Source organism: Mesorhizobium sp. B2-5-11 (assembly GCF_006440835.1).
Taxonomy (GTDB): Bacteria; Pseudomonadota; Alphaproteobacteria; order Rhizobiales; family Rhizobiaceae; genus Mesorhizobium.
Window position 1 is genome coordinate 620371 of record NZ_VFUK01000001.1, and the last position, 13613, is coordinate 633983.

Genomic DNA, 13613 nt, shown 5'->3' on the forward strand with positions numbered 1-13613 from the left:
AGGCAAAAGCGGCATCCTTTACGCCGCCTTCAGTCTCCCGCTGATGAAGCGGAATTCCTGCGTTTTGCCGCCAAAACCGTAGGCGGCGGCCGGCACTTCGTGGACGAAGGCGTAGCTTTCTTCGTGCACGGACCCGAGCAGGCGCCCGAAGGCGGCGAAGATCGCCTTGAGATAGGCTTCCAACTCGAGCTTGGTGTTGGTGCTGTCGACCACCTTGATGTCGAGCCAGAACGTATTGGTCCCATGCTCGGCCAGCGACGTGCCGCCGGCGAACCAGTGCTACGGATCGAGATAAGAGACGGCAACCGCCGTTATGGTCGGATCCTTGCGAAGGTGCGTGGCGGTGAGTTCGGTCGCCTCCTTGGCGATCCTGGCGGACAGCGTCGCGTCGGGCTTCCCGGTGACGCTGACGTTGATGATGGGCATTGTCCTTCTCCTTGGTTCTGGCGGCCTCAGTCAGCCGATGACGCAACTCTGTCACCAACCAGGAAACATGAAAATCGAATTGTTTTCAGAGAATACTTCGATAATATCGAATTATGAAAACGCTCGATCCCGACCTCTTGAGGACATTCCTCGCCTTCGCCGACGGCGGCTCGCTGGCGCAGGCGGCCTCTATCGTCGGCCGTTCACCGTCGGCTGTGACGGCGCAGATGCAGCGGCTGGAAGAGGCTGTCGACGAACCGCTGCTGGCACCGCAGGGCAGGGGCCGCAGCCTGACGCCGACCGGTGAGGAGCTTGTCGGCCATGCCCGGCGTATCCTTGCAGCGCATCGTGAAGCCTGGCTCGGCCTGAAGGGCGCAAAGGCCGACGGACGCATCGCGATCGGCACGACGCAGGATTTCGCCGACAGCGGCTTGCCCGATCTATTGCGTGCTTTCGCCGAAAGCCATCCGCGTGTCAGGATCGAGCTGCGCGTCGGCCGCTCCGCCGAGCTGGCGCAAGCCCTTCAGGGCGGTAGCCTGGATCTGGCGGTCGTTATGCGGCAGGCGGCGACGCCGGACGAAATCGGCATGTTGCGCGAGCCGATGATGTGGCTCTGTTCGCAAAAAGGGCTGGCTGCGCGACAGGACGAATTGCCGCTTGCGCTGCTCGATCCGCATTGCGGCTTCCGCGAAGCGGCGATCTCGGCGCTCGATTCGGCCGGCCGGCGCTATCGCATCGCGGCCAGCAGCGCGAGCTTGGCCGGCCTGCGCACGGCGGTCAAGGCCGGCATTGCGCTGACGCTGCGCACCGCGCGCTTTGCCCATTCCGGCATCGTCGAAGCACCGCGCACGTTCGACCTGCCGCCCGTGCCCGTTGCCGAATTCGCCATCCGGCTGCGCGCCGATGCCGAGAACCCGGCGCGGGATCTGGCCGCACTGCTCGGCACCGGCCTGGCTGTGCCAGGACTTTTTGGCTGACGGCCGCCTGTCGTCCCGCGCGGGCCAAAGAAAAAGCCGACCTTGCGGTCGGCTTGGAGTAGGACGGACCGAGGGGTTTGGGGGGACTCGGGGGGTGGTCCGTCGGCTCAACAATGCCTGAACGGGATGATGGTTCCGTGACTGCGCAAATTTTTTTTGGCTCGGCTTTCACAACGGCCCTGGCGCTTGTTGCGGCTTTGCCGACAGCCAGTCGCGGCCGGCATGGGCAAAGACCGCGCAAAGCACGATCGCGCCGCCGATCATGCTGGCCATGGGCGGTATCTCGGCCAGGAAAAGGAACGCAAACAGGATCGCGAACGGCACTTCGGCAGAGCCGAGCAGGCCGGATTCAGCCGCCGGGATGAGCCGCGCGCCTTCCGTCCACAGGATCGAGGAGAGCGCAAAGCTCGAGCCGAAGGCAACGAGCAGCACGGCATCCCTTGCCGAGACGGCAAGCGGGTCGGTGACGAACCAGCCGAGTATGAACAACAGCAGGGCCGAGACCGCGCCTGCCCAGACCGCCGGCGTGTCGCGGAAGGCGCGCACCATGATCATGTAGAGCGCGCTGCCGATCGTCATCAGCAGCGCCAGCCCGTCTCCGAACAGATTGCCTGTGCCGAAGCTCGACCAGACCATGACCGCGACGCCGCAAAGCGAGAGGGCGGCGGCTAACATCGTCTGCAGGCGGAAGGGCTCGCGCACCAGCAGGAAGGCAAGCAGCGCGGCAATGAAAGGCGACGTCGCGTAGATGACCGTGACATTGGCGACGAAGGTGAATTTGAAGGCGCAGATGAAGGCGATGCTGGCCAGCGCGCCTTCCACCGCCAGCAGCCAGCCGCGCCAGCCGAGCCGCAGCGTTTCGCGGTTGCCGGAGCGGTGGCGGCGCCACAGCACATAAAGGCTGATCAGGATCGAGCCGACGAAACCGCGCCAGCAGGTGATGGTCAGCGGATCGGCATGGATCGATTTGGTCAGCACGCCGGTCAATCCGAACACCGCCGCCGACGACGACACCAGGATGATGCCAAGTGTCCGTTCTGCGGTGTCGGTGGCGGCTGCTACATCGGTCATGAAAGCCAATTTACGTGGTTCTGTCCTGACATCGTAGTGTCAGCAGTCTGGCCCGTCACAGCCGTTTGCGGAAATGCTCGCCGCCGACGATCAGGAGCCCTGCGGTGATGATGAGAGCAGCGCCGAAAAACACTTCGCGACGCGGCACGTCGCCCCAGATGGCGAAGCCGAGCGCGAAGGCCCACAACAGCGAAGTGTATTCCAGCGGCGCGATGATCGAGGCCGGCGTCCGTTTCATGCCTTCGAAGAGAAGATACTGCGCCAAGCCGCCGAGCGCGCCGACGCTGGCAAGCAGAAGCAGTTCGCTCCAGCCGGGTATCTTCCACCAGAGCAGCGCGGGCACCGCCGAGAATATCAGGAAATAGAAATTGTTGAGCATGAGCTGGATCATCGAGCGCTCGGCAAGTGCTGTCTTGCGCAACAGCACGATGGCGATGCCCCACAGGAAAGCGGCGGCCAGCACCAGCAGCACCGGCACGGACAGCCCGAGATGGGCAGGGTCACAGGCGACGAAGACGCCGGCGAAGCCGATTGCCACCGCCAGCCAGCGCAGCATTGGCACTTTTTCGCCAAGCATCACCACCGAAAGCACGGTGACGATGATCGGGGCCGCGTAATAGACGGTGGTCAGTTCGGCGAGCTGCAGGCTGCGCGCGGCATTGTAATAACAAAGCCACGCCGCCAGGGTGAAGACGCTGCGCAACAGCATCGGCCACACGATCGGCGACCGCGCCGTCTCCGCATAGAGATGCCGTCCGCCGATCGCCGCGCAGGCGGTCAGTATGGTGATGCTGCGGAAGAACAGGATCTGCCAGACGCTCATGCCGGCTACCAGCAGCTTGATCGAAGCGTCCTGCGTCGAAAAAAGCAAATAGGCGGCGCCGGTCAGGAGGATACCGGCGAGAACCCTTTCGCGTGTTTCGAGAATGGCGACATCGGCCATGCGACAAGCGGCCTTGTGTGAAAACGGCTCCGGCCCCTGTCGGCTCCGCTCCCGCCAGCTATAGGGGCGAAACCTTGCATGGCGCTGCTCCAGCGCCGTGCTTGCGTTGGGGCAGGGCCGATCCCGATGCGGCTTCTGGCGCGGCGCGACTGATTGGTTTAGCATCGTCTCACAAAGCCGGCGCGTAAGGTTCGGCGAGCCAAGGGAACGGCGCGGATCAGGAAGCCAGCGCTCGCATAAGAGACGCCATTCGCATCATGCGCGGTGGGCCTGACAGCTGGCACTTACGGATATCGAAACGCCGACATCAGGGGGAGAACGCAATGCAGAAACTGCAATCGCAAGGCGTCCATCACATCACGCTGGTCGGCGCCGGTCGCCAGACATCGATCGATTTCTGGGAAGGCGTGCTGGGCATGCCTTTCATTTTCGAGCAACCCAACCTCGACAAGGCAGCCGAAAGCCATCTCTATTTCGATCCGGGCGACGGGCGGCTGATCACCATCTTTACCGACGAGACCCGCACGCCGGCAAAGCGCCGCACCCCGACGGATACCGGCTGCGTCCACCACATCGCCTTTGCCGTGTCGCGCGTGACCTTCCTGCAGGCGGTCGCCCGGCTTGACGAGCGCGCCATCAAGCACAGTGGCGTCAAGGACCGCGGTTTCATGGATTCGATCTATTTCGAGGATCCGCTTGGCCTGCTGATCGAACTTGCTTCCTACCGTTTCGAGCCGCCGGCCGGCTTTAGCCATGCCGACGTGCTGATGGAAGCGCACAAGCTCCGCGTCGCGCGTGGCGACTACAACATTGCCGAGGCGCATCTGGCCGACGCCATCCAGGCGCTGGTCGAGCGCTCGCGCGCGAGTTTGTCGGCCGACAGGACGCCGCGCAATCCGTATTGATTTTTGAATAAGCAAAGGGAGGAACACATGGCAAAGACAGCGACGAAGGGTGCGAGGAAGCCGGCAGCTAAGGGCACACCAAAGGCTATGGCAAAACCAGCAGCAAAAGCTTCAACCAAGCCGGCGCCAAAAATATCGGCAAAGCCTTCGGCCAAGGCGGCGTCAAAAGCAGCAACCGCCGGCAAAACCGCGTCCAGGACCAAGGGGAAATCGGCGAAGAACCCCGCCCTGATGATCAGCATGCTGAAGCCCAGCGTCAACAACATGACGGTTCGGGTGTTTGCCCGCGCCGCCGGGCTGGACCATGCCGAGGCCGACGCCTGGGGCAGCACGCGTTCGCCCGAATTCATGGCGCGCAACCCGGCCCATCTGACCCCGATGATCGAGGACAGGGGCCTGCCGCGCGGGGTGCTTTGGGAAAGCTGCGCCATCATGCAGTATCTCGCCAACAAGCACGGGCTGGAGAAATTCTACCCCAAGGCGCCTGCCAAGCGGGCGATGATCGACAGCGCCATGTTCTACCTGATCGGTACGCTCTATCCCTATGTGGCGCGCGCCACCTATCCGGCGCTCGGTTTCCCGCAATATGCCGGAGAGGTCGGCCACAGCGACGCTCATCCCGACAGGAAGGCCGAGGCGCAGAAGGCGGCGATCGCAGCCATCTCCGAACCGCTGGAGGTGTTCCACTCCTTCTTCAGGGACGGCAAGCCCTTCATTGGAGGCAAGAACCCGTCTATCGCCGATATCCGCCTGGCGGCGACACTCGAATTTCTCGCCGTCATCGACTATGCCCTGCCCGAATGGGCCAGCGACTACATGGCCGCGATGGAGAAGAAGCTCGGCAAGGCCTATGCAGACCCGGCCAGCGACGTGCGCGGCTACATTGCCCATGTGAAGTCACAGCCACGGGTGTGAGATCGCTTCGGCGCCGCAGGCCGGTTGAAGGCAGCCGGCGGCCAAGATGAACTGCGATGTCCTTCGCGGCTCCTTTGCCTGGAGGACAGAGGAGCGAACTGTCCCGCCAGCGTATCGCGGACTGCCCGTCACTCCGGTGCTACCAAGCGACGCTTACTGCGTCGCTTGGTAAAGCTCCGCCGCCGCTGCCTTGAGCGCCCGCCTTCCGTCCGGCCTGAAATACATCATGTGTCCTCCGTCCAGCACATCGACGCGGATGGGCTTTGCACCGGCGAGCGTCGGTACCTGGTTCACCAGATAGCGAGATGCCAGATAGGGCGTGACGAGGTCGGTGTAGCCGTTGACGATGACGACGCCGAGCGCGGGATTGAGCGAGCGCGCCCGCTGCAGATCGTTCATCACGCCGGCATAGCCCTGCCGCGATGTGCCGTAGTCCCAATTGCGGCTGATCTCGCCATTGAGCAGCCGGTAGCTGACATCGGTGTGGTAGTTCAATTCGTCGCGGGCATAGCCGACAAAAGCCGAGGTCAATGCTGGAACGCTGCGGTCGAGCACAGGATCGGGTCCGGCGGTGCGAGCGCTATCAGGAGCGATGTCGGCCGTGCCGATCATGGCGTCATAGGGGCTGAGCACCTTGCTTTTCGAGCGGGCAAACTCCCTCGCGAAAAGGCTGGTCGGTATACGCGCGAAATTCCGCTGCACGAGGTCGAGGGGCAGGCCGGTGATCTCGGCCACCCGCTGGCTCGCCAGCCGCCCGCCTTGCTCCAGCCCGCTGGCCAGCGCCGTGAGGTAGTCGCCAAGCGCATAGCGCTCGACCGCGGCCAACTGCGCCCGCAGCGCCTCGCCGGTAACGCCGTCGGCACTGAGCCGCACCGAAGCCAGCGAGGGGAGTTCGAGAGCCCAGTGCAGCGGCTCGAATTCGTCGGGTTGCACCAGCATGAATTCCAGCGCCGGCGAGATCAGCACGATGCCGCTCGGGCTAAGGCCGACATCTTCCTGCAAAGTCCTGGCCAGCAGTGCCGCGCGAAACCCGCCATAGCTTTCCCCGGCAAGGAAAAGCGGCGAGCCGCTGCGGCCGTTCTGCGCCAGATAGAGCCGGATGAAGGCGCCGATCGAGCTGGCGTCCTGGTTGACGCCCCAGAAATCGTGGGTGTTCTGCCCGGGAGCCTCGCGGCTGTAGCCGGTGCCGACCGGATCGACAAAGACGAGGTCGGTCATGTCGAGCCAGCTGTCTGGATTGTCGACGATCTTTTGCGGTGGCGGCAGGAATTCGCCATCGGCTCCGGTCGTGATGATGCGCGGACCGAGCGCACCGAGATGCAGATAGGCGGAAGCCGCCCCGGGGCCGCCATTGAAGACGAAGGTAATGGGGCGTGGTGCCGTTTTTGCCGCGTCGGCCGGTGGCCGCAGCGTATAGGCGACATAAAAGATCTCCGCCGTGACGTCGGCCTTGCCTGAAAGCAGCGACAGCGTGCCGGCCTCGGCCTGATACTCCAGCTTGCGTCCGGCAACCGTGATCGAATGGCTGGTGACCTGCGGCGGCGGCAGCAGCGACAGCACACCGCCGGTCGGTGCCGGCCTCTCCGGCGTTTCAGCCAGGACAGGCTGTGCGAAGGCAGCAAGCACCAGCAGGATGAGAGAGATCAGTTTCAACTTGAACGGCATGACGCCTCCGCGAGAACGCTTGTCGCATAGCTATGGCCGATGCGATCGAAGTCAAAGGAAAGGCTCGTCCGGCTGAAGACGGATCGCCTGCCATCAGGCAACGAATCCGGGTCAACGGTTCCGTGCAAGCCTTCTCGGCGCGCTATTGAGAGAGCATTGAATGAAAAAAACCGCCTGTACGGCGGGTCCGTGGCGCAACTCAGCACCATAACCAGAAATGTACCATAGCGGCCTTCACCCTGTCAAGAAAAAATTCCTATCAGGAGAAACCGTTGGCACACCCGACTGCCCATCGCCAGCCCTTGTTGACCCGAGTCGGTCACCAGAAAATGGGACGACGGCACTCGCACGGCTCAGACGGTCTTTGAGACCTCGTCCGTCAATGTCCATCTGGGAAAGTGGTTGCGCGCCTGTGTTCCAACGCGATGATTATGTTTGCTTTCCGGTGTGATCGGGGCAAATCTCGGTCGGTTGGCGCATGCCAGCGCCAGAAACAATCGTCGAAAGGGCAGCGAAATGGACGCCACCGCACTGAAGGCCATGCAGGCGCCGCTGAAAGAGACCTATCGCGATGATGCTTCGCGCGCGCTCATCACGCTCAGGGCCAGAGGCAGTCTCGATGACCAGTCGATCGCCTGCAAGGTCGAGACGGGCAGGGCTCTAGCGATTGCCGGTCTGCATCCGGCAACGGGCGGCTCGGGGCTCGAGCTTTGCTCGGGCGACATGCTGCTGGAGGCACTTGTGGCCTGCGCCGGCGTGACGCTCAAGGCGGTGGCGACGGCGCTCGAATTCAAGCTCGGCGCCGCCACGGTCGAGGCCGAAGGCGACCTTGATTTTCGCGGCACGCTTGGCGTTGCCAAGGATGCGCCGGTCGGTTTTCGCGCCATCAGGCTGAATTTCAGTCTCGACACCGATGAGCCGCAGGAGCGCATCGATTCCTTGCTGAAGCTGACCGAACGCTACTGCGTGGTGTTCCAGACCATCAACCAGAAGCCGGAACTGACGGTCAGCGCACGGCGCTGACGCCGCATCGCGCCTTACTGCGCTGCCGGTTCCTCCGCGTCGCCCTCATCGGTGAAGGGTGACGCGCTCGGCACGCATTGCAGCGACCAGCCGGTCGGGGCCGGCTGCTTCTGGTATTCGGTGATGGCGGCGGTGCATTGTTCGCGCTTGTCGAACGTGCTGGGCAACACGACCATGCCGCCTTGCGGGCCGGCGATTACCAGGTACCAGACCAACGCTACGCTCGAAGCCATGGGAATTTCCTTGCTCTGCCCAGCCGGGCTTGTTGTGGGAATCTATGCGATCCTATCAACTCTGCGGAAATGACGAAAGCATGACCGCGACTCAGCTTTCCGCCGCCACATCACAGCCGCGTGATGTGGCGGGCGGGCGGGGTCTGGTCAATTCGTTGCGAAACAATAGAACAAGCCGTCGCCGCCGGTGCCTTTCAGCGCCTCCTGGCCGCAGCCGCCGCGCGAAGCATGCGAAGAGTTCCAGGATTTGGCGGCAGCTGAATCGTCGAGCCCGGTGCGGTCGTGATGGCCCATCATGGCTGCCCCTTCCGTGCCGCTCATCGTCCAGTCACCGCAGGTCTGGTCGGCGATCCTGGTGCCGTCGGGTTTCGAGCCGGTCAGCATATCGTGGCGGTTCGGCGTGTCGCCGCGGCCGTTGACCATCTCGCCTTTCTCGGTGAGCGCCGTCTGCTTGGTGATGCCGTTGGCATCGCCGTGCAGCGAGGCGACGTCGTCGGCTATCTTGATGCCCTTGGCATTCACCCACGGTCCCTTGCCGATGCGGTCGCGCGCATCCTCGGTGCTGGTCGACAGGTATGCGGCCCAGGTCTTGCCGGTGACGCCGGCTGCTTCCGCCAGCGAGGCGCAATGCGCGTCGGCGCCCTTCAGGCCGCCGAGGTCGGCCCCCTTGCCCGAGCCGACGCTGGTGACGAAGAAACTCATCTTGGCATCTTGTGACAAGGCTGTGCCGGCGGCCAAGGCGGAGATAGTGGCGGTGGCGGCGATGAGAATAAGTCTGCGCATGTCGGTCCTCCGGGTTTGAGCTTCGAATGTACATTCGAGGAACGCCGCCCGGAGCCGAATTCTTCCGATAAAAAAGATGCGGCTATTCCGGCTGTCGGTAGGCGACGAAACGGTTGTGCTTGGCCTGGAAGATCAATCCTGTCTCTTTCAGGTCGGGGCTTGCCAGCGGCACGATGCGTTTGGCGATCTCGGAAGGATGCGGCAGCGTTTCCGGGTCCTCGCCGGGCACGGCCTGCGCGCGCATCGCGGTGCGGGTGGCCCCCGGATCGGCGGCATTGACGCGCAACGGCAGGCTCTGTGTCTCATGCGCCCAGGAGCGCATCATCGTCTCGACCGCCGCCTTGGAAGCCGCGTAGGGCGCCCAGAAGGCGCGCGCCGAATGTGCGGCATTGGACGACAGGATGATGGCCCGGCCGGCGTCGGAGAGCCGCAGCAGCGGGTCGACCGAGCGGATCAGCCGCCAGGTCGAGGTGACGTTGATGGTCATCACCTTCTCGAAGGTTTTGGCCTCGACATGGCCGATCGGCGAGATCACGCCGAGCACGCCCGCATTGGCGACGAGAATGTCGAGCTTGCCCCAGCGCTCATGGATGGCGCCGCCCAGGCGGTCGATGCCGGCCATGTCGGCAAGGTCGAGGGGCACCAGCGTCGCTTCGCCCTTGCCGGTTTTGGCGCGCTCGGCCTTGATCTGGTCGTCGAGTTCTTCCAGCCCGCCCACGGTGCGCGCCACGGCAATGACGTGGGCGCCGGCGGCAGCCAGTTCCCTGGCGATGAAGTAACCGATGCCGCGCGAGGCGCCGGTGACGACCGCAACGCGGCCGGAAAGGTCGAAGGTCATGCGATAGATTCCGGAAATATGGCTATGGCAACTGGCAGTGCGGCAATCCTATGCGCCGCTCGTCGCCAGCAGCGACAGCGTGCGCACATTGTCGTGGCCTTCGAAATCGAGCAGGCGGGTCGGATACTGGCCGGTGAAGCAGGCGTCGCAGAATTGCGGCTGCTCGTTGTCGCGGTTGGCCTCGCCGACGGCGCGATAGAGTCCGTCGATCGACAGGAAGCCGAGCGAATCGACGCGGATGAATTCGGCCATCTCCTCGATCGACATGCGTGATGCCAAAAGCTTCGATTTTTCCGGCGTGTCGACGCCGTAGAAGCAGGAGGCCCTGGTCGGCGGCGATGCGATGCGCATGTGCACTTCCTTGGCGCCGGCGTCTCGCACCATCTGCACGATCTTCTGGCTGGTCGTGCCGCGCACGATGGAATCGTCGACCAGCACGACGCGTTTGCCCTCGATCATGCGGCGGTTGGCGTTATGCTTCAGCTTGACGCCCATGTGGCGGATCGAATCGCCGGGCTGGATGAAGGTGCGGCCGACATAGTGGTTGCGGATGATGCCGAGCTCGAAGGGAATGCCCGCGGCTTGCGAAAAACCGATTGCCGCCGGCGTGCCGGAATCCGGCACCGGCACGACGATGTCGGCCTCGACGGGATTTTCCTGCGCGAGTTCCGCGCCGATGCGCTTGCGCACCTCGTAGACGTTGCGGCCTTCGACCGAAGAATCCGGGCGTGCGAAATAGACATATTCGAAGATGCAGAAGCGGGTTTTCTGCGGCTCGAACGGGAACAGGCTCTCGATGCCCTTGGAGGTAACGACGACCATCTCGCCTGGCTTCAGGTCGCGCACGAAACGCGCGCCGATGATGTCCAGCGCGCAGGTTTCGGAGGCCAGGATCCAGGCACCGTCGAGGTCACCCAGTACCAGCGGGCGGATGCCGAGCGGGTCACGGCAACCGATCATCTTCTTGGCCGTCATCGCCACCAGCGAAAAGGCGCCCTCGACCTGGCGCACCGCATCGATGAAGCGCGAGTTGAGATCGCGCTCCTTGCTGGTGGCGACGAGGTGCAGAAGCGTCTCGGTGTCGGAGGTCGAGGAGAAGATCGCGCCTTGCTTCTGCAGCGCGCGCTGCACGGTCATGGCGTTGGTCAGATTGCCGTTATGGGCCACGGCAAAACCGCCATCGGCCAGTTCGGCGAAGAAGGGCTGGATGTTGCGCATGCCGGCGCCGCCGGTCGTGGCGTAGCGCGTGTGGCCGATGGCGCGATTGCCTTGCAGGCTGTCGATGACGCGTTGCTTGGTGAAGGTGTCGCCGATCAGGCCGACATGGCGTTCGACATGAAACTGGGTGCCGTCGTAGGAGACGATGCCGGCCGCTTCCTGGCCGCGATGCTGCAGCGCGTGCAGGCCGAGCGTGACGATGGCCGCCGCGTCCTGCCGGCCGAAAATGCCGAACACGCCGCATTCGTCGTGGAAGTGATCGTCAGCTTCCGCGGAAAGCACGTGGTCTGCGTCTGCCATGGGGCTCAAGCTCCGCTAAAATCGCCATATAAGGCGACAGCGCCGTAAAAGCAACGCGCCCGGCGATGGTTCACGATCACCGCCAGTCTCGGGCGCCTGTTCTGCGGCGCTCGATCACTCATCAATTCGCCGGCGCCGCCGGGGCCGGATTGGCCGGTGCGTTGTCCGCGGGAGGCGTTCCGGCATCGCTGTCGTCAGGAGCCGGCGCATTGGCATCGTCCCCTCCCGCCGGGGCATCCGTGGCCGGTGCGTCCGGTGCGGCGGGCGTTTCGGCGGCCGGCTGATTCGGATTGAGCTTCTTGAGGATGGCGTTTTCCGGATCCTCGGGCAGCAGGCTTTCGAGCTTGGCGCCGATCTGCTCCAGCAGCGGCCGCGACTTGGCCTCCGTGACCCAGGCCGGTGCCTTGGCGCCGGCCAGCCAGTTGAAGAACAGCAGGGCCACGGCGACCACCAGAATGCCGCGGGCGGCGCCATAGAGGAAGCCGAGCGTGCGGTCGAGCGCGCCGATGCGGGAATCGATGATCCAGTCGGCGAGCTTCATGGTGATGACGCTGACGACGATCAAAGCGATGATGAAGACGACGCCGGCGGAGGCCGCCATGGCGATCTTTTCATTGTCGATGTAGGGTTTCAGGTAGGGCAGGACGGGCTTGTAGAAAAAGAATGCCGCCGCGGCCGCCGCCGCCCAGGACACGATGGACAGGACCTCGCGTGAAAAGCCGCGAACCATGGCGAGCATCGCCGAGACCAGGGTGAAGCCGACGAGAATTCCGTCAAGCAGCGTTATCGGCATCTTTGTCGCCCCACTCCCTGTCGCTCACCACCAGGTGAGCCCGTCATTCTTCGTCGTTGGCGCGGCTGCGCCGTGAGCCGGCTATGCGCGCCACGAGGTCGGCGAGCTCGGTGGGCTGGAAAGCGCCGGCCCCGATTCCTCCGGCAAGTTCCTCGCTGCCCAAGGGCAGAACCGCGCTTGCGAAACCCAGCTTTTCGGCCTCCTTGAGACGCTGCTGCGCATGCGCAACCGGCCTCACGGCGCCAGAAAGGCTGATTTCGCCGAAATAGACGCAATCGGCGGGAAGGGCAAGACCGGTGAGCGAGGAAACCAGTGCGGCCGCCACCGCCACATCGGCCGCGGGCTCGGAAATGCGGTAGCCGCCGGCTACGTTCAGATAGACGTCCTGTTGGCCGAAGCGCACGCCGCAATGCGCCTCGAGCACCGCCAGGATCATCGACAGCCGGGCGCCGTCCCAGCCAACGACCGCGCGGCGCGGCGTGCCGAGCGAGGAGGGCGCGACCAGCGCCTGGATTTCGACCAGCACCGGCCTTGTGCCTTCCATGCCGGCGAAAACCGCCGCTCCCGGCGATTTCGCGTGGCGCTCGCCGAGGAACAGCTCGGACGGATTGGCAACCTCGCGCAGCCCCTTGTCCGACATTTCGAAGACGCCGATCTCGTCGGTCGGCCCGAAACGGTTCTTGACGGTGCGCAGGATACGGTAGTGATGGCCGCCTTCGCCCTCGAAATAGAGCACGGCGTCGACCATGTGCTCGACGACGCGCGGGCCGGCGATCTGGCCTTCCTTGGTGACATGGCCGACGAGCACGATCGCAGCACCCGTGGATTTCGCATAGCGGATCATCGCCTGGGCGGCCGCACGCACCTGGGTGACGGTGCCGGGCGCCGAATCGGCGAGGTCGGTCCACAGCGTCTGGATCGAATCGAGGATCACCAGGTCCGGCCGCTTGCCATCGGCGATCGTGGCAAGGATATCCTCGACATTGGTCTCGGCCGCAAGCTCGACCGGTGTGGAAGCGACGCCGAGGCGCTGCGCGCGCAGCCTGATCTGGGCGACCGCCTCCTCACCCGAGACATAGACGATGCGGTGGCCCCTCGAGGCAAGGGCAGCAGCAGCCTGGGTGAGCAGCGTCGACTTGCCGATACCGGGATCGCCGCCGACCAGCAGCGCCGAGCCGCGCACGAAGCCGCCGCCCGTGGCGCGGTCGAGCTCACCGATGCCCGACACGATGCGCGGCGCGTCCTCGATATCGCCGGAAAGCGTGGTCAGCACCACCGCGCGGCCCTTGCGTGCGTTGCGCGTATTGGCCGGCCCGGAACCGATGCCGCCGGACGTACCTTCCTCGACCAGCGTGTTCCATTCGCCGCAGGCGTCGCATTTTCCGGCCCAGCGCTGATGCACCGATCCGCAGTTCTGGCAGATGAACTGGACGCGGGATTTAGCCATTAGCGAGGCCTGCTTCGGGATCGCCGATGCTGGATAGGTGGGCGGGACAGAGGGGGTTTGACGGAGCGCGACGGTG

At 64.3% G+C, this 13613-nt stretch carries 13 protein-coding genes and 1 pseudogene; 4 read left to right on the plus strand and 10 right to left on the minus strand.

Going from position 1 to position 13613, the window contains the following annotated elements; translation table 11 throughout:
• Nucleotides 1-18 precede the first annotated feature (18 nt).
• Nucleotides 19-426, minus strand: a pseudogene (locus FJ490_RS03125) (4-oxalocrotonate tautomerase family protein).
• Nucleotides 427-539: 113 nt separating this feature from the next.
• Here FJ490_RS03125 and FJ490_RS03130 point away from each other — a divergent pair.
• Nucleotides 540-1403: a LysR substrate-binding domain-containing protein gene (locus FJ490_RS03130; RefSeq protein WP_140728185.1), complete on the plus strand. Its 864-nt coding sequence runs from the start codon at nt 540-542 to the stop codon at nt 1401-1403.
• A gap of 168 nt (nt 1404-1571) precedes the next feature.
• On the opposite strand, the gene FJ490_RS03135 is transcribed toward FJ490_RS03130, so the two are convergent.
• Complete coding sequence (locus tag FJ490_RS03135; RefSeq protein WP_140728186.1) at nt 1572-2474, minus strand: DMT family transporter; 903 nt, start codon at nt 2472-2474, stop codon at nt 1572-1574.
• A gap of 55 nt (nt 2475-2529) precedes the next feature.
• Nucleotides 2530-3417 carry a DMT family transporter gene (locus FJ490_RS03140; protein WP_140728187.1) on the minus strand — a complete coding sequence of 296 codons (888 nt, stop codon included), beginning with the start codon at nt 3415-3417 and terminating at the stop codon, nt 2530-2532.
• 323 nt (nt 3418-3740) lie between these two features.
• Here FJ490_RS03140 and FJ490_RS03145 point away from each other — a divergent pair, with 323 nt between their 5' ends.
• Both FJ490_RS03145 and FJ490_RS03150 read left to right on the plus strand, forming a co-directional pair.
• Nucleotides 3741-4322: a VOC family protein gene (locus tag FJ490_RS03145; RefSeq protein ID WP_140494493.1), complete on the plus strand. Its 582-nt coding sequence runs from the start codon at nt 3741-3743 to the stop codon at nt 4320-4322.
• Nucleotides 4323-4349: 27 nt separating this feature from the next.
• Nucleotides 4350-5237, plus strand: coding sequence for a glutathione S-transferase family protein (locus FJ490_RS03150; RefSeq protein ID WP_140728188.1), 888 nt, complete (start codon nt 4350-4352; stop codon nt 5235-5237).
• A 153-nt stretch (nt 5238-5390) separates the two neighbouring features.
• On the opposite strand, the gene FJ490_RS03155 is transcribed toward FJ490_RS03150, so the two are convergent.
• Nucleotides 5391-6902: a peptidase S10 gene (locus FJ490_RS03155; protein WP_140728189.1), complete on the minus strand. Its 1512-nt coding sequence runs from the start codon at nt 6900-6902 to the stop codon at nt 5391-5393.
• 516 nt (nt 6903-7418) lie between these two features.
• Between FJ490_RS03155 and FJ490_RS03160 the strand changes: the two genes are divergently transcribed.
• Nucleotides 7419-7925 (plus strand): OsmC family protein, encoded by a 507-nt coding sequence (locus tag FJ490_RS03160; protein ID WP_140494488.1) that lies wholly within the window; start codon nt 7419-7421, stop codon nt 7923-7925.
• 14 nt (nt 7926-7939) lie between these two features.
• Here FJ490_RS03160 and FJ490_RS03165 read toward each other — a convergent pair whose 3' ends face one another.
• The 6 genes from FJ490_RS03165 to radA all read right to left on the minus strand — a co-directional run bounded on the left by FJ490_RS03165 (nt 7940) and on the right by radA (nt 13537).
• Nucleotides 7940-8158: a hypothetical protein gene (locus FJ490_RS03165; RefSeq protein ID WP_140494486.1), complete on the minus strand. Its 219-nt coding sequence runs from the start codon at nt 8156-8158 to the stop codon at nt 7940-7942.
• 147 nt (nt 8159-8305) lie between these two features.
• Nucleotides 8306-8941, minus strand: a complete 636-nt coding sequence (locus FJ490_RS03170) for a hypothetical protein (protein ID WP_140728190.1) — start codon at nt 8939-8941, stop codon at nt 8306-8308.
• 82 nt (nt 8942-9023) lie between these two features.
• The gene (locus FJ490_RS03175) at nt 9024-9779 is read right to left on the minus strand and encodes an SDR family NAD(P)-dependent oxidoreductase (protein WP_140494482.1); all 756 of its coding nucleotides are present in this window, start codon (nt 9777-9779) and stop codon (nt 9024-9026) included.
• Nucleotides 9780-9827: 48 nt separating this feature from the next.
• The gene (purF, locus tag FJ490_RS03180) at nt 9828-11297 is read right to left on the minus strand and encodes an amidophosphoribosyltransferase (protein ID WP_140555758.1); all 1470 of its coding nucleotides are present in this window, start codon (nt 11295-11297) and stop codon (nt 9828-9830) included.
• A gap of 121 nt (nt 11298-11418) precedes the next feature.
• Nucleotides 11419-12090, minus strand: coding sequence for a CvpA family protein (locus tag FJ490_RS03185; RefSeq protein WP_140494478.1), 672 nt, complete (start codon nt 12088-12090; stop codon nt 11419-11421).
• Nucleotides 12091-12133: 43 nt separating this feature from the next.
• Nucleotides 12134-13537, minus strand: a complete 1404-nt coding sequence (radA, locus tag FJ490_RS03190; protein ID WP_140494476.1) for a DNA repair protein RadA — start codon at nt 13535-13537, stop codon at nt 12134-12136.
• Nucleotides 13538-13613 lie beyond the last annotated feature (76 nt).